Genomic DNA, 26,659 nt, shown 5'->3' on the forward strand with positions numbered 1-26,659 from the left:
TTTGTGGAACGAGCTGGCAAGTAACAGAGTTTCTGAAGTCGACAAGAGCCGGACTCATCGTGGTTCTTGAGGCTCAAATCGGCCCCTGCCGATGCGGTCCGGCGGCCTTTGATCCGGTGGTCGCAGGTTCGAGTCCTGCCGGGGGCGCCTTTGGTGACCAGGGCATATGCCTCACCCGACATGTGCCCTGCTTCGGTTGTGGAAAGGTTTGTGAAACAGACGAACCTAGACTGTCCCCGCAGGGGTGGGGAGAGTTGCGTTCCAGCCGGTGCGGCTGTCCGCCGGCACAGTGCAAGGCGTGCGAGACGGCTTGGTGAATGCGATCGGTTGGCGCGGACCGAGCCGGGCGATCGGCTCGGACCGACCAGGGAGTGCAATGGTGGGACCGAGAGGTGCAGGCAGTCGTCTTTGACCTTGACGGTGTTCTGGTGGACTCCGAGCAGCAGTGGGACGAGGTCCGTCGCGGGGTCGCCGTCGAAGCTGGCCGGCCTTGGCCCGACGGCGCGACCCGTGCATTGCAGGGTATGAGCACGCCAGAGCAGTCGGCCTACCGGTCCGCAGCGCCGGCGCCCGACCACGGCCACCCTCCGGGTCGAGCGGCCGTCCGCATGGCGTCGGACGCACCGCGCCGGTCGGAAGGCATACCGGGGTCAGGACGCTATGCCGGAATCGTCCGAGGCGGCAGCTATCTTCACGCTTCGTGAAGGTAGCCGATCTGTCCATGGAGCAGTTCGTATCGTGGCGTTTGAACAGAATGTTCGATGACGCACCGCAGATCTGGCCGAGCTGGACAACCCCGAGTCGACGCGGTTCCGCGTCCAGCCGCAGTTGTCTGGCTGCTGGCGCTCCCGACGCGACGGGACCGTGTCTTACGTCGGCTTGCTTTGGCCGCCGAGAACGCGCGGGACATCCGCCAGGATGGACGATGTAGGTCGCGAGATGCGCGGCCGAGCACACCAGCCGGACCTAGCGTCACTATGCGAAGCGGAAGAAGGATGGAGCGAACCAGCCTCAGGAGGCCAGCTCGTCGGGCTACCTGCGGACCATCGTCCAGACCAGGCCCGATGCAGGATGGAGGCTGACCAGGGTCGAGTTCCTCCAAGTCGGTCATTCATAGCGCACCGCCGTCGTAGCATGAAAGGAACCAGACTCGGCAGGGGGACGCATGGATCCCGTCACTCTCATCGTCACCGCACTCGCTGCGGGAGCAACGGCCGGACTCGGCGACACGGTCTCGCAGGCGATCAAGGACGCGTACGGCGCGCTCAAATCGTTGATCCGCGTGCGACTTCGCGAGCGGGCTGACGGCGACCTGGTTCTTGACCGCTATGAGAAGGCGCCAAAGACCTGGGAAGAACCACTCAAGTCCGAACTCGAGGAGGCCGGCGTCGGTGCGGATGCTGAGCTGATAGCAACCGCAGGGCGACTCATCGAACTCATCAAGGCCGAGAACCCCGGCGCCCTGATGAAGTACAACGTCGACGCGAGCTCGGCCCAGGGGGTCCAGATCGGCGACCACGGCACGCAGCACAATGTGTTTCCAGACAGACCGGGACCGCCGTAGGCCTCGCCGAGGCAAGCACACCTGGCAACTGGAGGAACGACATGGCCGATGACACCGATGACGTCACTCCAGTCGACCCGAGCGATGATGGAGTGAGTACGAGGTCGACGCGCCGGACGCATCCGGGGTGCAGGTCGGGGACCGCAATACCCGGGTGAACTACTTCGGGCCGTCGGTCACGCCCAGTGCGTCCGACGGCTGTCCTGCACCTACCGGCCGGGCGGCCGTGCGGTCGCGAATGGCAACACCTCCTCGACCACGCCGGCGGCTCCCCATCACTGCTCGCGACAACCTGACCGCCCAACCCACCGGGCCCAACCAACGAACCGTGGAACACCCTGACTGCAAGGTAGGGCGCCAACCCTGGTCCGTACCCGGACACCCGCCAAGTATCCCGAGGCCCCGACCCTCGGCTCTTCCGTCCGAGGCTTAGTGTGCACGTTCTGGGTTCTGACGCGTATCAGTCTGGTCTGTTGGCCCTCATGGGGTAGAGACGAGCGAAGAGGGCAGACGACCGCGACTTCGGCGAGTTGTTCAAGGTACCAGGGGTTACGTCGCGACCGGACTTACCCCAGACTGACCGTGGGATCTCTAGACGAGAAGGCTGGCGATCAATGAGTCCAGGTTCCGATCCGCGGCGTCCTGATTTCGATCAGGGTGCTGCATCGGACGTCACGAAGTCCGACGACCCCACGGAAGCTTCCTCAGGTCCACAGCCAGTCGACGCTCGCGGCGCAATGGGTCTACAGGTCGGCGACAGCAACATCCAGTACGTCTACACGTACAACCGGTCCTCCGATACGGACGATGCTTTCCCACCCGCCATGACCGTTTCTGGGACGGTAGAGTCACCGTACCGTGGTCTGAACGCGTTCGACGAACGCGATGCAGTGTTTTTTTTCGGTCGCGAAGCCGCAACAGCAGCGGTACTGGAGCGGATGTCGGCACAGCTACACGCGTCTGGACCGTTGGTGGTTTCAGGTGTTTCTGGTGCTGGCAAGTCGTCCCTGCTGCAGGCCGGAGTCCTCCCTCTGCTCCGCGGGAAGGGCCTGAGGGCCGTACAAGAAGCAGCAGTGTGGCCATGCCTCATGTTTACACCTGGCTCTGCGCCTCTGGACGAACTCGCTGTCGCTGTCGCATCGCTGGCCGGCAGCGACGCTGCGGAGCTCCGGCGAGGTCTAGGCTCAGATCCTGGCAGCTTCAGGCTTACCGCCCGTCAGGCCGCTGCTTCGCGACGAGGCGACGGCAGTCAGCCTCGACTCGTGCTGGTGATCGATCAGTTCGAGCAGCTATTCACGCAATGCCAGGATGAGGTTGAACGCGAAGCGTTCCTCACGGCGATCGACAGCGCGACAGCTGCGGTCAATGGGCACGCTGCGGCGGCGTTGGTCATCCTCAGCGTCCGGGCCGATTTCGAAGCACGTTGCGCTGAGTATCCGACATTGAAGGAATCCATCCAGAACAGGTACCTCGTCACGTCGATGACGGATCGGCAACTCGAGCTGGCCGTTACGGAACCCCCCAAGAAGCTGGACGCTCACGTCGATAACGAGCTCGTCGAAGCCTTGCTGCGTGAGATGAAAGGCCGCAAAACAGCCATCAGAGCTGCGTCGTCGCCCACGTCAGGAGGCGTGTTCGGCGCTGGTGTGCTGCCACTGCTCTCACATTCCCTCGACCAAGCGTGGCGGACCCGTGTCGATCCGAAGAACCTCACATTGGCTGACTACGAGCGAGCCGGCGGCATCGAGGGAGCCGTCAGAACCAGCGCGGGTAGCGCCTACGCCAAACTCACCCCGAGCCAGCAACCGATGGCGCGACAGGTCTTCATCCGGCTAACCACGACGACTGCCGACGGCGTGGACGCCGCCGACCGAGTCAACCGCGACGACCTGATTCGGGACGTTGTGGGTGCACCCGCCAAGGATGTCGAGGCGGTGTTGGAAGGGTTCGCGGCTGAGCGCCTCGTGACTCTGGGAAGCCGCACTGTAGAGATAGCTCACGAAGTGCTGCTGACGGCCTGGCCGCTCTTGCGTGATTGGCTGGTCGAAACTCACGCTGATCGAGTGGTGCGTAGCCGCATTCACCACGCCGCAACTGAATGGCTCGGCCACAACCATGATCCGTCGTATCTCTATCGTGGAACTCCTCTCGACCTTGCTACCGAAACGGTCGATCGACTCGGCGCTGATCCAGCCCGATATCCGCCACTTAGCGAAATTGACCGGGACTTCCTCAACGCAGGCCTCCGAGCCCGCCGCCGAGAGTCCCAGCGACGGCACGCATTCACCGGAGCACTGATGGGTCTGGTTCTCGCAACCGGCTTAGTCGCTGTCCTGGCGATTCGTGCCAGCCAAACGGCGAGCCAGCAACGTGACATTGCGGTATCCCAGCAGTTGATAAGAGAAGGTGAGGATCTGGGCGGTGCTGACCCTGCTAACGCGCGGCTGAAAAGCCTTGCGGCCTGGCGCATCCATCCTTCCGACGGTGCGCGGTACGCCATGATTGCAGCTGCATCGCTACCGGGCATCGCCGTCATGACCGGTCACACCGGTAGCGTTTTTTCGGCGGCGTTCAGCCCGGACGGCAAAACCCTCGCCAGCGGTGCTTACGACAAGTGGCTGCGGGTGTGGGATGTGGCCGGCCGCCAGCCGGTTAGTTCCCTGCTGACCGGTCCACAGACCGGTGCCGTGTTGTCGGTGGCGTTCAGCCCGGACGGCGAAACCCTCGCCAGCGGCGGCTGGGACCGCACCGTACGACTGTGGGATGTGGCCAGCCACCGGCCAATCGGTTCCCCGCTGACCGGCCACGTGGGTGCAATCGAGTCGGTGGCATTCAGCCCCGACGGCAACACCCTCGCCAGCGGCGGCCGGGACAGCACCGTACGACTGTGGGATGTGGCCAGCCACCGCCCGATCGGCTCCCCGCTGACCGGCCACGTGGGTGCAATCGAGTCGGTGGCATTCAGCCCGGACGGCAAGACCCTCGCCAGCGGCGGCTGGGACGACACGATACGAATGTGGGATGTGGCCAGCCACCGCCCGATCGGCTCCCCGCTCACCGGTCACGGCGATTACGTTGAGTCGGTCACGTTCAGCCCGGACGGCAAAACCCTCGCCAGCGGCGGCTGGGACGACACGATACGAATGTGGGATGTGGCCAGCCACCGCCCGATCGGTTCCCGGCTCACCGGTCACACCGGTGGCGTTTGGTCGGTGGCGTTCAGCCCGGACGGCAAGACCCTCGCCAGCGGTGGCCGGGAAAGCACGATATTACTGTGGGATGTGGCCAGCCACCGGCGAATCGGCTCACCGCTCACCGGCCACGTGGGTCCTATCTTCGCGGTGGCGTTCAGCCCGGACGGCGAAACCCTCGCCAGCGGCGGCTGGGACAGCACCGTACGACTGTGGGATGTGGCCAGCCACCGCCCGACCGGATCCCCGCTCACCGGTCACACCGGTGACGTTGAGGCGGTGGCGTTCAGCCCGGACGGCGAAACTCTCGCCAGCGGCGGCTGGGACAGCACCGTACGACTGTGGGATGTGGCCGGCCACCGGCCGATCGGATCCCCGATCAAAAGTCACCGGGGTCCTGTCGAGTCGGTGGCGTTCAGCCCCGACGGCGAAACCCTCGCCAGCGGCGGCCGGGACAGCACCGTACGACTGTGGGATGTGGCCAGCCACCGCCCGACCGGATCCCCGATCACCGGTCACACCGGTGGCGTTTCGTCGGTGGCGTTCAGCCCCGACGGCAAAACCCTCGCCAGCGGCGGCCGGGACAGCACCGTACGACTGTGGGACGTGGCCAGCCACAGGCGAATCGGCTCCCCGCTCACCGGCCACGGGGGTCCTGTCAACTCGGTGGCGTTCAGCCCGGACGGCAAAACCCTCGCCAGCGGCAGCTCGGACAACACGACACGACTGTGGGATGTGGCCAGCCACCGCCCGACCGGATCCCCGCTCACCCCTAACCACGCCGGTAGCGTCGAGTCGGTCACGTTCAGCCCGGACGGCAAAACCCTCGCCAGCGGCAGCGTCGACCAGTCGGTGCGGCTGTGGGATATGGCCAGCCAGCGGCTGGTCGGTTCCCCCCTCGTCGGCCACACCGGTCAGGTCGAGTCGGTGGCGTTCAGCCCCGACGGCAAGACCCTCGCCAGCGGCGGCCGGGACAGCACCGTACGGCTGTGGGATGTGCCCAGCCAGCGGCCAATCGGATCCCCTCTCACCGGCCACGTAGGTCCTGTCAACTCGGTGGCGTTCGGCCCGGACGGCAGTACCTTCGCCAGCGCCAGATACGACACGGTGCAGGTATGGAACCTTCCTCATTTGGCCGACCCGGCATCATTTCTCTGCAAATCCGTCGGGCAATCCTTCACTTCCGACCAGTGGCATAGCCTTGTGCCCGAGGGCCCCAGGTACCGCCCGCTTTGCCCGTAAGCGTGGAATGAACGCTCAACCCTGTCATTAGGCCCCAGCCGTTGTGTCCGCCACGGCCTGCATGGTCGTCGGTCCAGGTCTGCCCGACCTGGTCTCGCCTGCAGCCAGGCACATCGGGCCGCGCGGCGATGACGCGGATCTAGCGAAGTTCGGCAGAGATCAGCTTGGCCGTGCCGGTCTCCGGCGGTTCCGCGGCGGCATTGCCGACGGTGTGCTCCGTGGCGGCGAGCTCGACCCGGCCGGGTTGGCGCCAGCCATTGGACAGGTGCACCCGGTGGCCGCGAAGCCGAGCACGATCTCGGCGCCAAGAAGGGTGCGCATCACGTGACCTTAAGCTACCGCTGAGATCTCGCCCGCCGCACGTGGCGGCTCCGCCTCATCTCAGTCGCTACGAGCGCTGCGGGCTGAGCCAACGCTCACCAGTTCAGCGTGGGAACGCTCTGGGAACCAAGAGAGGTCGATTCAAGGCAACTGGAGTCGGGACTGACCGAACTGGTGTTGACTGGTCCCGCCAGGAGAGGAGCAGGTCGGTGGGGACGCGTCGGTTTCCTAAACCGAGCATCCCTCAACTGAACTGGCAGCTGAGCGATATACCATGCCGACCGTCGGGTGGGCAATTTGGGACAGTCTCCCCTCGGCCGGTCCCGCCGAGCCTGAATCCTCGCCCCCCGTTGAGTGCCCGCGACTACCCGGCCGATTGCACACAAGTTGCCCGCTGAGCCAATCCCCAGCTTTAGCTCGCGAGCTGACAGAGTCCGCGACTTTCAGAGGGATGACTCCATCACAAGCAACTAGAGGCGGAGACCCTGCTCGGCGCATCAGGACTGCCGCGCCACAACTAACTGAAGTCCGTCGGGCCGCCGAACTGGTTCGGAGAAAGTATGCCTATGGCCGTGGCCGTATAGCTGAACCGGTATAGCCAGCCGTCGCTGTCGCTCACGGCTAGCTTCACAGTGAGCCGTATCCGCTCGTCGAGCTCCCCCACGGCCTCCCCCTGCCAGCCACATCTGTCTACCGCAGCCCCCGCGTTTACCGCGTTACCTTTGTTGAACCAAGCCGCGAGGGCTGCCATAGACGCAACGTCATCGATCTGTCGCCAGACCGGCCCGATGTTGACATAGAAATCGTCTCTTTCGAACGATCCACCAATGCCCTTAAAGTTCGCATGCGCCGTCCCTGACATCACCACTAGGTCGCGCCCATCGCCTGTCTTGGTAACCAACCTCTGGCCGTTAGTAACCGTCCTGACTGTGATTCCCATGCCACCCTCCCGGTCTTTACAACCCACCCGTCCCCACTCCTCTGAATTGATCGAGAGGTCCAGCCTGAGCGCGTCCTTACAGATCCAACTCGGTCGATCACTGCTTGTATGGGTTGGTCGAATTCGCCGCCTACGAGGTACCCGGATCACGGGTGAAATAGATCAAACATATGAACACAAAGCTGACCGATTGCGGCGAAACCTGCCCTATTGGTCAGGCTACTCCCGAGCTGTCTTATAGTCGAGGCCAGCGCTACCATGGTCAGTTTCGAAACGAATGGACTGTACGACTGCGCCTGAAGAGCGCCATGTCGATGGTTGACTCGGTTTCCTGAATTACATCCGTGGGCCTACAGCGGTGGCCAGAACCATCAGCATGGGACGATCGTGGTGCGGTCAGCTGACCCCACCACGATCGGAGCGGCGGTCTTCAGAAGCTTCGCCCGCCACTGTTGCGCGTACACCACGAGCGGGTTTAACGAGGCAGGCCCCGACCAGGACAGCGACAGCCCGATGCGCGGTGCTCAGCGCGACTCCGTAGCGCTCCGCCAGCGGCGGCGCTGGTCGGATACGCCCGCGCCTCGACCCGCGAACAGAAGCACCACCGCAAGGTCGGCGGCCGGCTATCCGGCTTCCATTGCTTCGGGCGCCTGGCGCTGCGTCGATGTTCAGGTCCCCGACGCAAGACCTGCTGCAGAACCGTGCCCCACCAGATGTTCTTCTCTGCCAGCCAAACCACCATATATCCGAACCCAACAGCAGTAACCAACGCAAGGCCACGTCGCTGGGACCGCTGAACTGGTCGACGATCGAGCGGCGGGTCCTCAATGAGCGTGAAGTTCGGACAGTATGGCCTCGATCATCTCATCGCGGGCGCTGTTGTTGCTTGGCAGGAAATTGGGACTTCCTATGCTCTTTAGAACTCCGATTTCCAGCCGACGACCGTCCGCGAACTCCAGGACCAGGGATGGCGGGTGCGAAAGTGCCGCATTTCTTCCGCGGATGACACCAACAATTTCGGAGGTGTTGATCGCGCCGGCCAGGCTGTCGCCGTAGGCAGTCGAGTAGTCGAGCGCTTTGTCAACGACTTTCCCCAGAATCGCCAGGTCGCCCGGCAGAAACTCAACACCGTCCTTGATCATCTTCGCTACGCCACTGGTGTCGAGCGGACGGAAGAGCAGCCGCTGATTCGTCAGGGCGAACTGCCCGCCCCACATAGCCTTGCCGTTGACCATATAGGAGGCAACCTGTTGGCGAATCATTTGCTCTCCGCCCAGTAGCGGGGCCGCGGTGTACGGATCCTTCGGGCGACTGAATATCCCACTCATAACATCAAGCTCCTTCCGTCGGCGCGCCACCACAGCCTGCGGGCACTGAAGGTCGCGCTACCCCGAGCCTGCGCCAAGAATCGCGTCTCCACCAGCCTTGAGGCAGCCTGACCACCAATCCGGGCGCTGACACACCATCGTTGTAGTCCGCAGTTGGGCATCTGGTTCGGCGGCGGACTGTTGCTGGCGGTGGTCTGTGGATTGACAGATCCAGTCGGCGGCCACTCCTTTTCGCGGGCGGGCGAGGTCGTCACCCGTTACACAGTAGTTGTAGTGACCTTCGTCGTTCGTACGGCTTTAGCTGGCAAGCGGGATTCTCGGCTCTCCCTGACATTGATTGCAGCGCACGAGGCGTCACGGAGGACCTCAGCCAGTTGTCGCGAAACTGATTGAGGTCAAACATAGACACCTTCCTCCGACGCAGGCTCGATCGTTCCTGTAAGCCAGCGTGACTCCTGTGATGCTCAACGCCGAGGCATGGGTCCCGAGACACTGTGTGATGCAACTAGCGCTGTGTGCCAAATCATCCGCCGGCGCGGCCGTCGGCGACAGGCCACGGCGCGCAGCGGATGCCTGTTTCTGGAGCGCTCTAGTTGACCGGAAGTCGGACGTCTTGCCTCCGCCAAGCAGCGCGAAGGCCTGAATGAGCGACCTGGGCTACTACGCACAGTAGCTAGGAACCGCGCGAGCATCGGCAGTCCACAGGTCTACTGGCAGCGTTCGCCCTACTTTGGCAGAGTTGGGTTATGGCTGAATCCACACACCTCCTTACGCACCTCATTCAACGATCAGCGATGAAAGACCACGAGAAACGTCGGAGGGTCCGATCAGATAAATCCGCAGGTCACGAGCTATTTCGGCAATTGATGGCAGATGCTGAACAGTGGGCGCAGGAAATCAGCGGGTTCGGGGTTCAAGTCCCTGGCGGCGCACCAACACGAAGGCCCCGGCAGACATCGCAATCTGCTCCGGGGCCTTTGTGTTTCCCCGGGCACGACAGATACCCCTTCGGCGTCACGAAGATCGCCTGGTAAGCGTCCTTGCCTACCGGTACGACGGACGCGGCGTACCAGGTCGAACGTCGGCGGCACCACGAGGAATCGGCTTGCGGTAACAACGAGAACGGCGGTCTGGTTCGATGGGAATCAGCGGGTTCGGGCTGAGGTAGCGACCTTGGCCGGAAGCGCGGGGAGGATGATCCGGACCCCGCTGAGCTCCGCCAGCACTTCCTCGGTGGCCGCTCTGTTCGAGCCGGACTGATCGCCCGCCGACCAGCGATTCGAGGCGTACTCGAGCGTTGCGAACACGACCATCGCCGTCAGTGCGACCTCCAGGGCCAACTTGTCGCCGCCGGTCCGCTCGGCGATGGCTGCGGCCAGCCCGTCGCGGCTCTCGGCCATGAAGTCCCAAAGCTTCGCGCGCGGACCGGGCGTGTTGTCGATCACGCGGCGGATGGCGGCGAACCGATCGGCCTCGGCAGCATTGGTGTTGGTCAGCTCGAGCAGTATCGCGCCGAGTGACTCGGCCAGCGGCTCATCGATCGGGCGGCTTCGCAACACGTCTCCCAGCTCGAGGTGCATGCGCAACGGTTCGAGCGCGAGCACGTCCTTGCTGGGGAAGTAGCGATAGAGGGTCGTGGAGCCGACCTCGGCCTGCTCCGCGATCTGCTCCATCGTGGTCTCCTCGAACCCTTGTCCGAGGAACAGATCGGTCGCCACCTCGGCGATCCGCCGGCGCGTCCGCTCCGCCTTGAGCTCTCGCAGTCCCATGCGCCCCATTCTAACCTCATGCCCACTCGGGCTTGATTACCAATCGGGTATCAGTACATTATGGGTTAGAGACCCACATTTACCGGGAGTACGTCCGCGCTGGGCCGTCATACGCCGGTGCCCGCGACTGTCAGACCCTTGATCAAGCAGTAAGGAGTACGACCATGTCCGTACTGTCCGTTTCGACCTACAGCCTCCGGGAGCAACTCGGTCCGCTGTCGTTCGACTTCACCGATGCCGATGGCAACGACCTGCACTTCGGACTGCCCTACCAGAAGCTGCTGGACCTGTCCGGGTTCCCGCAGCGTGCCCGGGACGAACTCGGCGTCCAGACGATCGAGACGGTCGCGTTCCAGTTCGGGGACCCGGACAACCCCGAGCTCGACAAGTTCGCCGCGGCCCTGGTGGCCAGCGGCGTACGGCTCCTGAACTGCGCGATCGACGCGGGGGACCTGCTGGAGACCGACGCGGACAAGCGGGCCGCGGATGTTGCCCTGCTCAAGCGATGGATCGACCGGTTCGTCGCGATGGACTCGGCCTTCATCCGGGTGAACGCGGGATCGCCACTCAGTCCGCACAACGACGGGGGTACTCCGCCGGACCACCTGGTCGAGGCGCTCGTCGAGCTCGGCACGTACGCCGCGGCGAAGGGCGCCCGGCTGCTGGTGGAGAACCATGGTGGTCCGAGCAGCGACCCCGTGTGGATGAGCGCAGTACTGGATGCAGTGGGCCGCGAGCACCTCGGCCTGCTCCTGGATCTGGGCAACTTCGACGTCCTCACCAAGCCGATGATGGGAGCCCTTCTCGGTGGCGGCGCCCTGCCGACGTTCGACTCGATCGCCCTGACTCCTTTGTACGAGGGCATCGAAGCACTCGCTCCACGTGCCGAACTCGTGCACGTGAAGGTCAATGACGTCGACGACTCCGGAACGATCGGCGCGGTCGACCTGGAGCGCGCACTCAAGATCCTCGCGGCGCAGGGGTACGACGGCCCGCTCACCGTCGAGTACGAGGGCAACGGCGGCGATCCATGGCAGAAGACCCGCCACATCGTCGACGTCACCCGATCCCTCGCCCCGACCGCGGAAGCGCACTGAGATGACCGAGCAGGTGGACGTCCTGATCGTCGGCTCGGGCCCCGCGGGTTCGACGTACGCGCGCACGATCGGCGACGCCGTACCGACGGCACGGATCCTGATGGTCGAGGTGGGGCCGAGAATCCCGGGCACGCGCGGCGAGCACACACTCAACATGAGCGAAGAAGCGCGGGTCGCCGCACAGTTGCTCACGCAGGGACCCGAGGCCGGCGTCGAGCGGGCCAAGGCGCTGGCGGACATCGGCGACGGGATCGACCCGAGTCTCGAGTTCCGGCAGACGATCCTGCCGGGCCTGTTCTTCCTCGACCCGCGGCCGAAGCTCGAGGACGGAGAGGTCGGGTTGTCGGCGGCGAGCATGGCCAGTGGCGTCGGCGGAATGGGCATCCACTGGGGCACGTCGTCGCCGCGGCCGCACCAGTCCGAACGGATCCCGTTCATCCCGGCCGACGAACTCGACGCTGCGCTCGACCACGCCGAACAGCTCCTCCGGGTCACCAAGTGGGACGGACCCGGCACCGGACTGTCCGCGAAGATCCGGCTGCAGATGGCGGAGGAGTTCGACGGTCCAGGTCTGACCCCGGCCGGCTTCATGCCGAGCTCCCTGCACTGGGAGAACGGCAGACCGCAGTTCTCGGGCACGGGCGTCATTCTCGGCGATCTCGAGAGCAAGGTCAGCGGGTTCGAGTTGCGGGCCGAAACGCTCGCGCGCCGGGTCATCGTGGAGGACGGGGTCGCAGTCGGCGCAGTACTGGAGGACCGCAGGACGGGAGAGTCGTACGAGGTGCGCGCCGAGCATGTCGTGGTGTGTGCCGACGGTTTGCGTACACCGCAGGTCCTGTTCGCGTCGGGGGTGCGCCCGACCGCGCTCGGGCATTATCTGAACGAGCATTTCCAGGTCGGCGCCTTCGGGTATCTGGACGACGAGTTCGATCCCGCCCGGTTCGAGGACGAGCCGGAGCACCTCGGGTACGTGCTCGTGCCGTTCTCCGATGCCCGTCCGATGCAGGGTGGGATCACGGCGATCGGCAACTCGCCGTACTCGATAAGCCTCGGCGACCCGGCCCTCGCGTCGAAGCTGATGGCGTGTCCCTGGTACGGCGCCAAGGACATCCAGTACCGCGATCGGGTGGAGTTCAGCGAGACCGAGACCGACTTCTACGGCATGCCGAAGATGACCATCCACTACTCCCGGACAGACACCGACCTGGTGACTATCCAGCAGCTGAAGGAGAACGCCGCCCGCAGCGCCGCCCGGATCGGCACTCTCGCCGAGGAACCCGCGCTCGCGGCCGGCGGCTCGTCGATCCACTACCAGGGCACGGTCCGGATGGGCGCGACCAACGACGGACTCTCGGTCTGCGACCAGTACCTCAAGGTCTGGGACGTCGAGAACCTGTACGTCGGCGGCAATGGCGTCATCCCCACCTCAACTGCCTCCAACCCCACCCTCACCACCGTCGCCCTGGCCTGGCGAGCCGCCACCGAGCTGGCAACTCACCTGCCCAGCGAATGCTCGCGGAGGCTTTGGTGATCGCGTGAACCTCACTCGACAGCGCAGCGCACTGAGGCGCCAAGTCACGGGTCTGCTCAGTCGCCGATTGGTTTCGCCGCTGCTTGCCTACCCGCAAAAGGCGCGTCGCGATCAGTTCGAGGCCGCCGGAATGCCACCGCGGCGGATCGTCCTGCTCGGCGACAGCATCACCCAGTTCGGCAACTGGGATGTTGTTCCCGGCCCAACCGATCCTCAACCGAGGTATCGGCGGAGAGAAAACGGCGGACCTGCCTTGCCGTCTGGACACCGCCATCAACGACCCGCGCGGAGTGCTGCTCTTGATCGGCACCAATGACCTGACAGCTGCGGTAGCGCGCGACGAGATTCTGGCGAATCTGCGGGAGATCCTGAGCGGAATCGAGAGTCGTGCTCCTGGTGTTCCGGTGGTCGTCCAGAGCGTCATGCCGCGTAGCCGGTCCTATGCGCGAGAGGTGCGCGAACTCAACCTCGGCTACCAGGCGGTGGTATCGGAAGCGGTCACGCCGGCACGGTATCTCGACCTCTGGCCGACGCTCAGCGCGGACGATGGGTCACTGCGTCGAGATCTCACCCGCGACAACCTTCACCTCAACGGCAACGGCTACCGCGAGTGGGCCGCACTCCTGCAGCCGATCGTTGACAACTGGAGTCTGTCGCCCTGACGAAGGAGATACACATGACTCGAATCAACGTTGTGACCGGTGCCGCGTCCGGTATCGGTCTTGCGACGAAGCAACTGCTGGAGCGTCGAGGGGAGTCGGTCATCGGCGTCGACATTCGCGACGCCGATGTGCTTGTCGACCTGACCTCACCCCAGGATCGCGAGCGGATGGTCGAGGAGGTCGGGGCAAGGTCCGGAGGCTCGATTGACACCATCGTGGCTGTCGCGGGGCTTGCAGCACCGATTCCGGCCACGGCGGCCGTCAACTACTTCGGCATGGTTGCCACTTTGGAGGGTCTGCGCCCCCTCCTGGCTGGTTCCGATTCGCCGCGTGCGGTCGGAGTCGCATCTTTTGCCGGCATTGCACCCGGCGACGAGGCTCTCATCGCCGCGTTCCGTGCCGCGGACGAACCGACGGCTCTGGCACGAGCAACAGCGCTGGCTGCAGAACCTCTGACCACAGGAACGTTGATCTACCCCTCCAGCAAAGCCGCCTTCGCGCAGTGGGTTCGCCGTTCCTCGACAACCGACATCTGGGCTGGGTCCGGCATCCCCCTGAATGCGATCGCTCCGGGCGTGGTTTCGACGCCGATGATGGACGGCGCTCTCTCGTCACAAGAAGGTCGCGACGCGATCGCGTCAGCGGTGCCGATGCCGCTCAACGGATTTGCCGACGCGCAGGTACCCGCACGCCTACTGGCCTGGCTTGTCAGCGTCGAGAACAGTCACCTGTGCGGCCAGGTGATCTTTGTGGACGGCGGTAGCGACGCGTCCGTCCGGGGCGACTCTGTCTGGTAGCCGATGCCGCAGCGCTCGAACACTCAGCGACCGTTGACCGAACCTCCATTGAGGTGGATGGTCTGCCCGGTCACCCAGGAACCCGGTTCGGAGCACAGCCAAAGAACCGCGCCGCCGACATCCGACGGCTTGCCGAGGCGGCCGACCGGTATGCCGTCGAGGAGCGTCTGCAACGCCGGGCTGCCGGTTCCGCCGACGGACTCAGCGTTGTTGTCCATGAGTCCGAGTGCCAGCGAGTTCACGGTCACCCCCGAGCGCCCCACCTCCTGTGAGAGATGCCGAAGGAAGCCTTCGATCCCCGCCTTGCTGCCGCCGTAGAGTGAGACGCCGATGGGCAGCCCCACCGACGCGGCGCCGGAGGAGATCTGGATGACGCGCCCCCAGCCCCGTTCGGCCATCCCCGGCAGAGCGGCGTGAATGACGTTCATCGACCCGATCATGTTGATGCCGATCTGGGTATGCCAGTCATCCGTCGTGCTGTCGAGGAACGGGCCTGTCCTGTTGCCCTCCGCGATGCCCGCATTGTTCACCACGACGTCGATCGGTCCCAGGTCTGCCTGGACCCGGGCGACGGCTGAGGCCACAGCGTCCGGATCGGTCACGTCGAACGGTGCTGAGACCGCGCTACCGCCGAGACCGCTGACCAGCTCCACGGTCTGCTTGGTGCGCTGGTCATCGAGGTCGTTCACGGCCACCCGGTATCCGGCCGCGGCGAGCGCGACGGCGATACCCTGCCCCACGTTTCGGCCCGCACCCGTCACGAGAGCGACTCGACTGGTCACGTTGTACTCCTGTCGGTTGTGGAGGACTTCGATGTCGTCTTCACCGGGGGTAGTCCGAGGATGCGCTCGGCGGTGATCGCTGACGGGTCGCCGGACCAGGACGCTGCCTCGACCCGCAGGATGGTGAGGTCGGTGGTGAAGCCGTCGCGCGTCCAGCGCTGCAGAGGCCGGGTACTGCAGTCCACGGTCACGGTCCGCGTCTCGTCGGGTGCTACGTCGGGCACGACCTGGAAGCCGACCAGTACCCGCACGGTCCGCTCCTGGCCGAGCAGGTGGGCGTAGATCTGGACGACATGCCGACCGGTGCGCCGACCCGAGTTGGTCACCGACACGGTCACGGTGAAGCGTTCGTTCTCGACTGGTCCGATCCATAGCTCGGCAAGTGTGAAGGTGGTGTAGCCCAGGCCGAAGCCGAACGGGTACGCCGCGGTGGTGCCGTCCCGGTCGAGCTTGCGCTGCCCCCACCACCGCCCGTAGGCCACGGTGCGGGCGTTCCAGTCCACGACCGGAAGATCTTCGCGATGGCGCGGAAATGCCACCGGCAGTCGCCCGCCGGGTTCGGCGTCACCGAGCAGCAGATCGGCGATCGCCCGCCCACCTTCCATGCCGGGGTACCAGGCCAGCAGGATCCCGGCGACCTCGCGCTCCCACTGATCCACCACGACAGCGCCGCCGGCGATCAGCACGACGACGGTTCGCGGGTTGACCGCGGCCACGGCCCGAATCAATGCGACATCCTCAGCATGCAGGTGCAGGTCGTGCCGGTCCCCACCCCGCTGGTTCCGGGCGCCGGCCGACAAGGCCTTGCTCAACGCCTTGGCGACGCCGGGGATGCGGGTGATCCCGCCCAGGGTCTGGAGCAACTCCGCATCGACCTCGGTCATGGCCTCGCCTTCGTCGGCGGAGGTGAGGCCGACGACGACGACCGCGGCGTCGGCGGTGCGGCCGGCAGTCGTGGCCGCGGCGAGGTCCCTGGCGTGCACGACGCGGTCCCCGAGACGTTCGCGGAGGCCGGCCAGGACGCTGGCGGTGGACGGTGGGCGGACCTTCGAGGACCCCGTGTCCCCGAGGTTGGGCGCATCGGCCAGCCGCCCGACGACGGCAAGGCGACCAAGGGTGTCGGCGGAGAAGGGCAGGACCGTGGTGCCGCCGAGGTCCTCGTTGCGCAGCAGCACCGCCCCGCGGCGGGCGGCGTCACGGGCCAGGTCGCGGTGCGCGGAGGAGGCCACGATGTCGCGCGCGGGCGTGGGCCGGGCGCGAAGAGCGAGGCGGACCTGGGCGGTGAGGAGCCGGGTGGCGGCGGTCAGCAGATCGGCGCGGGCGAGGCGGCCGTCGACCAGTGCGGCGGGGAGAGCGCGGGCGCGCTGCTGGCGCAGTGGCATCTCGAGGTCCTGGCCTGCGGCAATGGACTCGATCGGCCGGCGCAGGCCGAACAGGAAGTCGGTCATGACGAACCCGCTGAAGCCCCAGGTGTCGCGCAGCACCTCGGTGAGCAGATGGCGACTCTCCCCTGCCCAGGTTCCGTTGACCGAGTTGTAGGAGCTCATGACGCAGTCCGCACCGGCTTCGACGATGGTGCGGAACTGGGGCAGGTAGACCTCGTGCAGCACGTCCTCGGCGACCTGGACGTCGATGGAGAAACGCGCCTCCTCCATGGAGTTCAGGGCGAAGTGCTTCACGCACGACATCACCCAGGGGTGGACTCCCTCGGTCATGGCCGCGCCCATGGCGCCGAGCAGGACCGGGTCCTCCCCGTAGGACTCCTGGCTGCGCCCCCAGCCAGGGGCGTAGACGAGGTTGACGCAGATGCCGGCGAACAGGTTCGCGCCCAAGGCGCGGGCCTCCGCGCCGATGGCGTCGCCGATGGCACGTTCGAGGTCGGTGTCCCACGTAGCGGCGCGGGCGATCGCGGCAGGAAACGCGGTCGAGTTGCCCATCACCACACCCCGAGGTCCGTCGGTGAACCGGATCCCGGGGATCCCGAGGCGGTCGACCTGGCCGGCCCCGACGGGCACGCTGTTGTACGCCGAGGTCATCGCGCGGAACCCGGTCCGCAGGGTGAGATCCCCGTCGAGCAGCCACAGCAGCTCGTCGTCAGTCATCCGGCCGATCAGCCCCGCCACGGTGGTTGCCATCTCCTGGCCGGCCCGGACAGCGTCGACGGTGACCGCGAAGGCAGTGCCAGGCGGGCAGACAGGATCGGTCACGGGACCTCCAGCTGTGCGATGCAGTTTCATGGCTGCCCTTCCTGCTCCAGCGGAGGATGCGTCCTGGACACCACCAATCTAGAACGCGGTTTCAGATTTTGCAACGGTGGCCTCCACAGACCATGGGCATCTCATGGCCGGGCTGGTCTGCCGGAGAAACCGGATTCTCATGACCTTCGACGGTGCGGTGCAGGCAAGTCGCCCAAAGCCCATCCAGCAGGGCCGACAGGCTGGGTGGAGCGGCGACCCGGATCAGGACGAGGCGCGCGCCGAGCGATTCTTGCGCGACGAACCGGAGCGCCGGCCACGGGTGCTCACCAGAATGTCGGCGACACCTTGGACCTGGGTCAGCGCTTCGGTGAACGTGGCCCGTCCGTTGGACATGCGATTGACCGCATCCAACAGAACACACCCGATCGCGAGTCCGATGTAGTAGACGTCATCGCCAGGTCCTGCTGCGAGCAGGTGATCGAACGCGGCATCGTAGGAGTTGCCGCTCTGCTGCAGGAGTTGCTGCACATCCGGATCGGACGAGGCCGCCATCTGCATCATGAGCACGGCCATCCCCGGGGCGCGATCGAACGCCTGCAGGACGCGGCGCAGAAAGTCATTCACCAGCGACAGTGAATCGTCGCTCTCATCACGCTTCGACGACAGGATTCGGCGCGTGAGCTTGCCCTGCCACTCGATCAGTGCGGCGGCCAGGAGGTGGTCCTTCGACCGGAAGTACCGATACACGGTGCCCAGCGCCACGCCGGACCGGTCGGTCACGTCACGCATCTGGATCGACGTCGGGCCGGATTCGATGACAAGCTCGATCACGGTCTCGATGAGCCGGGCCCGGCGGACGAGCTGACGACTTGTCATCATCTCGACGGGCAGCGGGACCTGCGAATCAGCGCCTGCCACATCAGTAGTTATACCACGCACCATCGCTCACCCGCCCGATCAGCACTGAGCTAGAATGGCGTTTCACTTATCCGCTGTCAGCGGCCCAGTTTCCCCGGATCTCATACCAGGACGGACCAATGAGCAACCAGCTACGAATCGGCATCCTCGGCGCTGCCCGGATCTCGGCGAAGGCGATCCTCGCCCCGGCCTCGAGCAACAACGACGTCGAGATCACCACGGTCGCCGCACGTGATCCACAGCGGGCCAAGGAGTACGCGGCCCAGCACGGCATCCCCAGAGTTGCTTCGAGCTACGAGGGACTGATCGCCGACCCGGCGATCGACGCGATCTACAACCCGCTACCCAACGGGTTGCACGGCCGGTGGACACTGGCCGCGCTCGCTGCGGGCAAGCACGTTCTCTGCGAAAAGCCGTTCACCGCGAACGCCGACGAGGCCCGGACGGTCGCCGACGCGGCCGAGAAGTCCGGACTGACCGTCATGGAGGCCTTCCACTATCGGTACCACCCGCTGGCACAGCGGATGCAGGAGATCGTCGAATCCGGCGAGTTGGGCAAGCTTCAGCTGGTCGAGGCGAGCTTCTGCTTCCCACTGCCCAAGTTCAACGACATCCGCTACAACTTCGACCTTGCCGGCGGCGCCCTGATGGACGCCGGCTGCTACGCGGTGCACATGATCCGGCTGCTGGGCGGCGCGCAAACCAACGGTGAGCCGGAGGTCATCCAGGCCGACGCGAAGCTGCGTGGCGCGAACGTCGACCGGGCCATGCGCGCGGACCTGCGCTTCCCCGCCGGACACACCGGACGCATTCTCTGCTCGATGTGGTCGTCAGACCTGCTCAAGATCAGCGCGCGCGCTGTCGGCGAGCTGGGCGAGCTGAAGGTTTTCAATCCGCTCACGGGGAACCGGCTTTCGGTGCGTACCCAGGACGGCAAACGGGTCGAGCGCTTCAGCAAACGGGCCACCTACGCCTACCAGCTGGACGCTTTCGTCGCAGCGGTCCTGCGCGGCGAACCCGTCCTCACGCCGCCGGCCGACTCGATCGCCAACATGACAGTCATCGACTCGATCTACACCTCGGCCGGACTGCCGATCCGGCAACCGAGCTGACTTTCGCTACTTGGTGGCCAGTACGGTTTCCCAGGCATGGAGCTCGGCGGTGATCAGCCGTTCGGTCAGTCGTTCGTCTTTCACGGTCCAGAGGTTGTTCAAGCACCGCTGCGCGAGCCCGAAGACAGCGTTCGTGGACGCGAGCGTTGTCTCGAGTGCGGGCAACCCGGGGTCGATGGAACCGTCTCGCTGGCCTTGGGCGAAAGCCGACAGGACCTCGTCGACCAGGCTGACGGTGAACGCCTCGTAGGTCTCGCGATCGGCCGCTGAGATGTATTCCTTGACGGCGAAGTCGAAGAAGCTGAGGAAGATCATCCGTTCGGGCTGCTCCATCGCGAGGTCCGCGATTCCGCGAAGCTGTCCGATGAAGCGGCTCAGACCGGACTCATGGTGCGGCGCCGGCTCGGCTCGCATTCCGGTCAGAACCATCTTCTGGGTGTAGATGAGCGCGGCCTCGATCGACGAGAAGTACTTGTAGAAAGTCTTCCGGCTCATGCCGACGACGCGCACGAGGTCGCTCACGTTCACCGCGGCGAACCCGCTGGTGCCGACCAGTTCGATGAGGGCGTTGGCGATAGCGCCGCGCTGCCGCTCGCGGAAGGCGTCGAGATCTTCCGAGTCGGTGCCTGCGGCAACGACATCCTTGGACGTCCGTTCGGACACGTCCCCTCCTTGACAGATCGGACTGGCCGAACCTAGCATCCCGAACTAGGGGTAACACGTTGTTACCCCCTCACTTTACCTCGACGAACGATGGGCCTCAATCGATGACGCAAAACGATCGATCGCGCGCCGCAGCCTTCCAACTGCTCGCCGGACTGACGATCGACGAGAAGATCGCCCTACTGTCGGGTGCCTCCTCTTGGCAGACGGTCGGCTACCCGGACCGCGGCATCCGCTCGATGACCCTCAGCGACGGTCCCCACGGAATCGGCGCGGGCGCAGCGGGGGAACTGATCGGCACCCCGAACGCCCCCACCGCCATCTGTTTCCCCACCGCGTCCACACTGTCCTGCAGCTGGGACCGTGTTCTGGCTCGCACCCAGGGCGCGGCGCTCGCGGCCGAGGCCCGGCGGGCCGGCGTGGATGTCGTGCTCGGACCGGGCATGAACCTCAAACGCACACCGCTGGGTGGCCGGAATTTCGAGTACTTCTCCGAGGACCCCTACTTGAGTGGTCGCCTCGCCGCAGCGGTCATCGCAGGCACCGAGTCGGGTGGTGTGGGCACGTGCGTCAAACACTTCGCGCTGAACAACCAGGAACACGATCGGTTCACGATCAGTGCCGAGGTCGACGAGCGTGCCCTGCGCGAGATCTACCTGCGCGGCTTCGAGATAGCGGTGACCGAGGGGCGCCCGGCAACGGTGATGGCCGCCTACAACGCGGTGAACGGTGTCCCATGCGCTGAGAACTCCCGCCTGCTGACCGGGATTCTTCGGGACGAGTGGGGCTTCGACGGCGTGGTCGTCAGCGACTGGGGTGCCGTGAGCGACCAAGTCGCCTCGCTCAAGGCGGGCATAGACCTGGAGATGCCGACTTCACAGGGGATGGGCGCCGCCGCGATCCGAGACGCGCTGAAGTCGGGCGACGTGGGCGAGGAAGACATCGATCGCGCCGCTGCTCGCATCATCGAGCTGAGTTCCCGCTTCGCGCGCCAGGAACATCTCGAGCCGGCGGCGAGCAGCACGGCTGAACTGGTCGAGCTGGCCCGCATCGTTGCCCAGCAGTCGATCGTCCTGCTGCGCAACGAACGCAACACGCTTCCATTGGCCCGTACCGGCACGGTCGCACTCATCGGCGAGTTCGCCGAGAAGCCCCGGTTTCAAGGCGGTGGAAGCTCGAACGTCAATGTCGCCTCGTTCGCGACCGCACGCACCGAGATCGGCCGTTTCCTTGCCCCGCACCAGGTTCGCTACGCCCGGGGATACGACGGTGAGCAGGTCGACCAGGCACTGCTGCACGAGGCCGTTGCCGTGGCCTCGGAGGCCGATGTCGCGCTGCTGTTCGTCGGACTGACCGAGATGACTGAGTCGGAAGGCTTCGACCGCGAAACCCTCTCCTTGCCCGAGTCCCAGCTCGCGCTGATCGAGCAGGTCCGCGCGGTGAGTCCGCGGACGGTCGTGATCCTGCACAAGGGTTCGGTCGTCGATGTCACGCCCTGGCACGACACAGTCGACGCGATCCTCGACCTCAACCTCGGCGGCCAGCAAGTGGCTGCGGCAGCTCTGGACATCGTCTTCGGTGATGTGAACCCCTCCGGCCGCACCAGCGAAACCGTTCCACTGCGGCTGGAAGACACGCCAGCCTATTTGGACTATCCCGGAGCACAGCGCCAAGTGCACTACCGGGAAAGCATCTGGGTCGGCTACCGCTACTACGACCGCCGGAAGCTGCCGGTGGCCTACCCGTTCGGGCACGGCCTGAGCTACACCGAATTCGACTACCTCGACCCGCGCGCCAGGGTCCACGACGACGAGACCGTCACCGTGGAGGTGACGGTCCGCAACGTGGGCGTACGCGACGGATCCGAGGTCGTGCAGGTCTATGTCCGCGACGACCTCAGCACCGTCCCGCGACCGGACCGCGAGCTGCGCGGGTTCAGCAAGATCTGGATCCCGGCCGGCGAAACCGTCACCACAAGCATCGACCTCGACCGACGCGACTTCGCGTTCTGGGACGAGTACCGTGACCGCTGGGTGATCGAGAGTGGCACCTTCACCCTTGAGATCGGTCACTCATCCCGCGACATCCGCGCCCACGTCGGTGTCGAGCTGACCGGTGACACCGGCACCGTGGAGATCATCGACCGGCGCAGCCCCGTACGGCATTTCCTCAGCGACCCCGAGTTCGCCGTCACGGTCGCGCAGTTCGTGGCCGCCACTCCGCTGTTGGGCGATGGCTCCGACGCACTCTCCCCTCTGCAGCAGCAGATCGTGACCGAGGTGATCAACGGGATGCCACTGGAGACCCTTCGCCTCCTCTCCAGGGGCGCCTTCTCCGACGAGGACATCGACAAAGTGATCGCCCGCTTGTCCCGCTAGGTCGAACTCATCAGGACAGCCCAAAGCGCACCTCCCCGACGAAGGGGCATTCCATGTCGACTGCACCGCCGGGTGACGCGGCCACGAACACCGGCTTGACGGTGGCCGTTCGTTACCAGCCGAAGACCCGGGCCTTCCGCAGGTACACACTTTTCTATGCTGTCGCAGGCCTGGGGATCACCCTGCTGTGGGGGTCGATGGGCACCATCCTGATTCCGCTGCACGTTCAGCAACTGGAATTCGCGCACATCTTCACCGGGGCCGACACACAGGTGAACCTGCAGGCCCTCAACGACCTGAAGGCCCAGGTCGATGCGGGCACGCTGATCCCGACGGCGGATCAGAATCGGTTACTGGGGCTCCTGGCCCGGTTCAACTCGGCACGGGCCGGCAGCCTCTCGCTCGTGACGTCGTCCGGGGTGTTCATCACGATGCTCATCCAGCCGGTCGTCGGAATGCTGTCGGACCGGACCCGGTCCCCGTGGGGCCGCCGAGCCCCCTGGATCGCCGCCGGCGGTGTCGCGGGCGCCGCGCTGGTCGCCTTGCTTCCGGTCGTGCCGAGCATCGCCATCCTGCTGATCGTCTGGTCCCTCGCGCAGCTCCTGGTGAGCGCTGCCCAAGGACCACTCATGGCCACGGTCGTCGACCGCGTTCCGGACGATCGCATCGGCGCCATCTCCACGGTCACCGGCCTGATGGTGTACGTCGGCGGGATCGGCGGATCGGTTGTCGCCGGGGCCCTGTTCGCCGCGATCGGGCTCGCGTCGTACTTTCCGCTCGCCGTGGCGCTAGCGCTGGCGACGCTGTGCTTCGTACTGTTCGCCCGCGACCGATCGTCGCGGGAACTCGCCGTCGAACCGTTGCGGACCCGGATCTTCCTCACTTCCTACGTCCAGGCTCTCAGCGACCGGGACTACCGGTGGGCCTGGATCGCGAAGGTGCTGTTGTTCCTCGGCTACGGCATCGGGACCGTCTACGGGCTGTACATGTTGCAGAGCTATGTGACCCCCGCGCTGTCGGCCACCGAGGCGGCACGGGTCGCGCCGCTGATGCAACTCGCCGGCCTCCCCGCCGCGCTGATCGGGATGGTCGTCTCGGGCCGATGGTCCGACCGGATCGGCCGACGCAAGCCTTTCGTCGTCGCGGCCTCGCTCATCCTGGCCGCGTCGTTCCTCATCCCGTTCGCGTGGCCGACGGTGACCGCGATGTACCTTCAAGGCGTGGTCGCCGGAATCGGCATGGGCGTGTTCATCGTTGTCGACCAAGCGCTGTTCATCGACTTGCTGCCACACCGTGAGTCAGCCGGCCGCGACCTCGGCCTGTCGAACCTGGGCACGAACCTGGGCCAAGCCCTCGGCCCCATCCTCGCCGGAGTGATCGTCGTCGCGTCCGGCGGCGCCTACGGTCCGGTGTGGCCGGTCGCGTTCGTCCTTGTCCTCGGCGCCTTGTTCGCCATTCTCCCTGTCCGGCGGGCTCGCTGAACATGGTCAAGCCGATCAGTCCTCGCCGCTATGCCGCGCACCCGAGCGGGCGCCCCGTGCTCGTCTGCGCGGGTGACAGCATCACGCAAGGCGTGATCAGCGCGAACTGGGTCCGCCGGGTCGCGGCGGCCGTCGCCCCCACCGTTGACACCGTCAATGCCGGAATCAGTGGGGATTTCGCCTGGAACCTGTTGGCCCGCCTCGACGACATCATCGCCTGCCGACCCGCGACTGTGACGGTGCTCATCGGCACCAACGACGCGGCCGCACAGATCTCACCTCGCTGGTCAGACGCGGCCATGAAGCACAAGCGTCTCCCGCAGCGTCCCACCGCGGAGTGGTACCGGGAGAACCTCCACCGGATCGTCGAGCGATTGAAGTCCGAGACATCCGCCAGTCTCGCGCTCATGTCGCTTCCGCCGCTGGGCGACACAGCCGACGGGCGATGGGCGGAGATCATTGCTCCGTACAACGCGATCCTCCATGACGTCGCAACACAGACCGCCGTACCAGTCCTACCGGTACACGACCTGATCGCCGACCTGATCACGGCGCACCAGACATCAACACAGTGGGATGGAACCAGGAAACTCATGATCGCGGCGCTCGGACGCCGACTCCTCCTCCGGCAGACCTGGGACGCCATCGCAGGCCACAACGGTTTCACCACAACCACCGACGGAGTACATCTCAACGAGCCCGCTGCCGCGCAGATCGCCACCCTGGTCGAACAGTTCGCCAGGATGCCGGGCGAAACCGGATGAAGCGGAAGCCCCAACGGCAACCAGTCCAGCTAGTGACGGGGCGCGGGGACCGGCCGTTCCGCGAGAGCAACCCCGGCCCGGTCGATGTCGCGCAGCTCGTCGAGGCTGTCGGCGAGGGTACGGCCTGCCAATGCGCCGAGGACGGCTGCCTCTGTCTCGTCGGTGAGCCTGACGAAGTACTCAGCGGAGTGGTTGGTGACCAGGCACTCCCGAGGCCCCTCCGCCCGGGGGGCCCACAGCGGCTTGTCGCCGATGGATGAGCGGTAGATCTCTCCCAGTGTGATCTGGTCCGCGGACCGGCCGAGGCGGACACCTCCGCTGCGGCCCTTGATGGACGCGACCAGAGCGTCCTGTACCAGCGGGACCATCAGCTTGCGCACCAGGCTCGGGTTCGTGTTCAGGCTCCTGGCGAGCTGGGTCGAGCTGAGGACAGGACTGCCCTCTTCCGCGCCATGGCCCAGCAGGAGCATGACCTTCAGCGCGCTGGAGAACCTCACGTCCAGCATGCTCGTACCCCTTTTCGTCCGCCGCGTGGTCCAGGTGGGCCCCGACGAACCCATAATAGCAACTCTCACAGTTGCACTTCTGTCGAAGAATATGTACTTTTCACACATGCAGATTTCGACTGCAGGCGGGCATCACAGGGAGAACCGGAGAACGTCATGAGCACCGAGAACGAGATCAGAGAGATCGTTTCCCAATACACCCGGGCTGCGGACCAGCGCGACGGCGAGGCGATGGCAAAGCTCTACGAGACCGACGCCGTCGTCGAGGTCCACTACCGCGGGCCCGACGGGATGGAGCCGCTGGGAACCCTCTCCGGAGCAGCGCAGATCGCAGCGGCCGTGACCACGGCCATGGTGCCGCATCCACCCCTGGGCTGGAGCCACCACACCACCTACGACCACCGGGTCTCCGTCGACGGCGACGAGGCCAGCATCGAAACCCAGTTCATCACCTTCGATGTCGTCGGAACCAGGAAGCCCGAGGGCGGGTGGCCCGCCGGCACCTTCGGCGCACAGGGCACCATCAAGCCCATCGAGTCCGGGTACTACACCTTCGACTTCCGACGGACCGACGGACCCTGGCGCATCCGCCGCATGGGCATCGTTCACGACATCCCCTACGTCTTCTGATCACCTAGCGGCCGGTCCCCGACGCCCGCACAGCGGGCGTCGGAGAGGTCATCACGCCGCCGAGCAACCTGAGCTCGACGGCGCGATGGACCACGTCATTTTCTCAGCTCACGGCAGGCTGTCGGCTTTCTCCGGAGTGGCCGGTTCGTCGAGATGGCGGGTGAGGGTTTGGCCTTCGATGTCGAGGGCGGGCACGATCCGGTCCAGCCAGGACGGGAGTGACCACATGTGCCGGCCGACGATGGCCATCAGGGCCGGGACGAGCATCATCCGGACGAGGAAGGCATCGGCGAGGACGCCGACCGCCAGGCCGAAGCCGATGCTTTTGATGATCACGTTGTCCCCCGTGGAGAAGGCACCGAAGACGCCGATCATGATGATCGCGGCGGCGGTGACGACCCGGGCGCTGTGCTGGAATCCGACCGCGATCGCCTTGCGGGGAGTGGCGCCGTGCACGAACTCCTCCCGCATCCGGGTCACCAGGAAGACCTCGTAGTCCATCGCGAGGCCGAACAGGATGCCGGTCAGCAGCAGCGGCAGGATGAACACGACCGGTCCGGTCGAGTCGAGGCCGATGAGGTTCGCCAGCCATCCCCATTGGAAGACCGCCACGGTGGTGCCGAGGGAGATCCCGACGGACATCACGAACCCCAGCGCCGCCTTCAGCGGCACGAGCAGTGACCGGAACACCAGGACCAGCAGCAAGAACGCCAGCCCGACGACCACGATGAGGTAGATCGGGAACGCATCGCTCAAGCTGCCGGCGACATCGACACCCACCGCCG

General features: G+C 65.6%; 21 protein-coding genes. 11 read left to right on the plus strand and 10 right to left on the minus strand.

Going from position 1 to position 26,659, the window contains the following annotated elements; all coding sequences use genetic code 11:
- Positions 1–1,165 precede the first annotated feature (1,165 nt).
- Together G3I17_RS35525 and G3I17_RS35530 are read left to right on the plus strand one after the other, a co-directional pair.
- A complete protein-coding gene (locus G3I17_RS35525; RefSeq protein WP_164603038.1) occupies positions 1,166–1,564 on the plus strand; it encodes a hypothetical protein in 399 nt (132 codons plus the stop codon).
- An 824-nt stretch (positions 1,565–2,388) separates the two neighbouring features.
- Complete coding sequence (locus G3I17_RS35530) at positions 2,389–5,997, plus strand: WD40 repeat domain-containing protein (protein ID WP_343238538.1); 3,609 nt, start codon at positions 2,389–2,391, stop codon at positions 5,995–5,997.
- Positions 5,998–6,136: 139 nt separating this feature from the next.
- Here the strand turns inward: G3I17_RS35530 and G3I17_RS41880 are convergent, their stop codons facing one another.
- The 4 genes from G3I17_RS41880 to G3I17_RS35545 all read right to left on the minus strand — a co-directional run bounded on the left by G3I17_RS41880 (position 6,137) and on the right by G3I17_RS35545 (position 10,355).
- Positions 6,137–6,268: a hypothetical protein gene (locus G3I17_RS41880; RefSeq protein ID WP_275402635.1), complete on the minus strand. Its 132-nt coding sequence runs from the start codon at positions 6,266–6,268 to the stop codon at positions 6,137–6,139.
- Positions 6,269–6,835: 567 nt separating this feature from the next.
- On the minus strand, positions 6,836–7,258 hold the full coding sequence (locus G3I17_RS35535) for a hypothetical protein (RefSeq protein WP_164603042.1): 423 nt from the start codon (positions 7,256–7,258) through the stop codon (positions 6,836–6,838).
- An 824-nt stretch (positions 7,259–8,082) separates the two neighbouring features.
- On the minus strand, positions 8,083–8,520 hold the full coding sequence (locus tag G3I17_RS35540) for a hypothetical protein (RefSeq protein ID WP_164603044.1): 438 nt from the start codon (positions 8,518–8,520) through the stop codon (positions 8,083–8,085).
- Positions 8,521–9,731: 1,211 nt separating this feature from the next.
- Entirely contained in the window at positions 9,732–10,355 is a 624-nt protein-coding gene (locus tag G3I17_RS35545; RefSeq protein WP_164603046.1) for a TetR/AcrR family transcriptional regulator, read from the minus strand.
- A 164-nt stretch (positions 10,356–10,519) separates the two neighbouring features.
- On the opposite strand from G3I17_RS35545, the gene G3I17_RS35550 reads away from it, so the two are divergent.
- The 4 genes from G3I17_RS35550 to G3I17_RS35565 all read left to right on the plus strand — a co-directional run bounded on the left by G3I17_RS35550 (position 10,520) and on the right by G3I17_RS35565 (position 14,442).
- Entirely contained in the window at positions 10,520–11,452 is a 933-nt protein-coding gene (locus G3I17_RS35550; RefSeq protein ID WP_164603048.1) for a sugar phosphate isomerase/epimerase family protein, read from the plus strand.
- A gap of 1 nt (position 11,453) precedes the next feature.
- Complete coding sequence (locus G3I17_RS35555; protein ID WP_164603050.1) at positions 11,454–12,983, plus strand: GMC oxidoreductase; 1,530 nt, start codon at positions 11,454–11,456, stop codon at positions 12,981–12,983.
- 188 nt (positions 12,984–13,171) lie between these two features.
- Entirely contained in the window at positions 13,172–13,645 is a 474-nt protein-coding gene (locus G3I17_RS35560) for a GDSL-type esterase/lipase family protein (protein ID WP_164603052.1), read from the plus strand.
- Between the two features lie 14 nt (positions 13,646–13,659).
- Positions 13,660–14,442, plus strand: a complete 783-nt coding sequence (locus G3I17_RS35565) for an SDR family oxidoreductase (RefSeq protein WP_164603054.1) — start codon at positions 13,660–13,662, stop codon at positions 14,440–14,442.
- A gap of 23 nt (positions 14,443–14,465) precedes the next feature.
- Here the strand turns inward: G3I17_RS35565 and G3I17_RS35570 are convergent, their stop codons facing one another.
- The 3 genes from G3I17_RS35570 to G3I17_RS35580 form a co-directional block, all read right to left on the minus strand.
- On the minus strand, positions 14,466–15,224 hold the full coding sequence (locus tag G3I17_RS35570; protein WP_343238535.1) for an SDR family NAD(P)-dependent oxidoreductase: 759 nt from the start codon (positions 15,222–15,224) through the stop codon (positions 14,466–14,468).
- Positions 15,221–17,431 (minus strand): glycoside hydrolase family 3 C-terminal domain-containing protein, encoded by a 2,211-nt coding sequence (locus G3I17_RS35575; protein WP_203591218.1) that lies wholly within the window; start codon positions 17,429–17,431, stop codon positions 15,221–15,223. Before G3I17_RS35575 ends, G3I17_RS35570 begins: the two co-directional genes overlap by 4 nt.
- A gap of 252 nt (positions 17,432–17,683) precedes the next feature.
- On the minus strand, positions 17,684–18,253 hold the full coding sequence (locus G3I17_RS35580) for a TetR family transcriptional regulator (RefSeq protein WP_164603058.1): 570 nt from the start codon (positions 18,251–18,253) through the stop codon (positions 17,684–17,686).
- 206 nt (positions 18,254–18,459) lie between these two features.
- Here G3I17_RS35580 and G3I17_RS35585 point away from each other — a divergent pair, with 206 nt between their 5' ends.
- Entirely contained in the window at positions 18,460–19,452 is a 993-nt protein-coding gene (locus G3I17_RS35585; RefSeq protein ID WP_164603060.1) for a Gfo/Idh/MocA family oxidoreductase, read from the plus strand.
- A 6-nt stretch (positions 19,453–19,458) separates the two neighbouring features.
- Here the strand turns inward: G3I17_RS35585 and G3I17_RS35590 are convergent, their stop codons facing one another.
- On the minus strand, positions 19,459–20,115 hold the full coding sequence (locus G3I17_RS35590; RefSeq protein ID WP_164603062.1) for a TetR/AcrR family transcriptional regulator: 657 nt from the start codon (positions 20,113–20,115) through the stop codon (positions 19,459–19,461).
- Between the two features lie 104 nt (positions 20,116–20,219).
- Between G3I17_RS35590 and G3I17_RS35595 the strand changes: the two genes are divergently transcribed.
- Genes G3I17_RS35595 through G3I17_RS35605 form a run of 3 tightly spaced genes read left to right on the plus strand, consistent with a single transcriptional unit; the run spans position 20,220 to position 24,738 of the window.
- Complete coding sequence (locus tag G3I17_RS35595; RefSeq protein ID WP_164603064.1) at positions 20,220–22,493, plus strand: glycoside hydrolase family 3 C-terminal domain-containing protein; 2,274 nt, start codon at positions 20,220–20,222, stop codon at positions 22,491–22,493.
- 53 nt (positions 22,494–22,546) lie between these two features.
- On the plus strand, positions 22,547–23,974 hold the full coding sequence (locus G3I17_RS35600; protein WP_164603066.1) for an MFS transporter: 1,428 nt from the start codon (positions 22,547–22,549) through the stop codon (positions 23,972–23,974).
- Between the two features lie 2 nt (positions 23,975–23,976).
- Entirely contained in the window at positions 23,977–24,738 is a 762-nt protein-coding gene (locus G3I17_RS35605; protein ID WP_164603068.1) for a GDSL-type esterase/lipase family protein, read from the plus strand.
- Between the two features lie 29 nt (positions 24,739–24,767).
- Here G3I17_RS35605 and G3I17_RS35610 read toward each other — a convergent pair whose 3' ends face one another.
- Positions 24,768–25,244 carry an Rrf2 family transcriptional regulator gene (locus tag G3I17_RS35610; protein WP_164603070.1) on the minus strand — a complete coding sequence of 159 codons (477 nt, stop codon included), beginning with the start codon at positions 25,242–25,244 and terminating at the stop codon, positions 24,768–24,770.
- Between the two features lie 156 nt (positions 25,245–25,400).
- On the opposite strand from G3I17_RS35610, the gene G3I17_RS35615 reads away from it, so the two are divergent.
- Entirely contained in the window at positions 25,401–25,874 is a 474-nt protein-coding gene (locus G3I17_RS35615) for a nuclear transport factor 2 family protein (protein WP_164603072.1), read from the plus strand.
- Between the two features lie 108 nt (positions 25,875–25,982).
- Here the strand turns inward: G3I17_RS35615 and G3I17_RS35620 are convergent.
- Positions 25,983–26,659 (minus strand): MMPL family transporter (locus G3I17_RS35620; RefSeq protein ID WP_164603074.1); only part of this gene is annotated, 677 nt, incomplete at its 5' end.

This window comes from Streptomyces sp. SID13031 (assembly GCF_010548305.1).
Taxonomy (GTDB): domain Bacteria; phylum Actinomycetota; class Actinomycetes; order Propionibacteriales; family Kribbellaceae; genus Kribbella.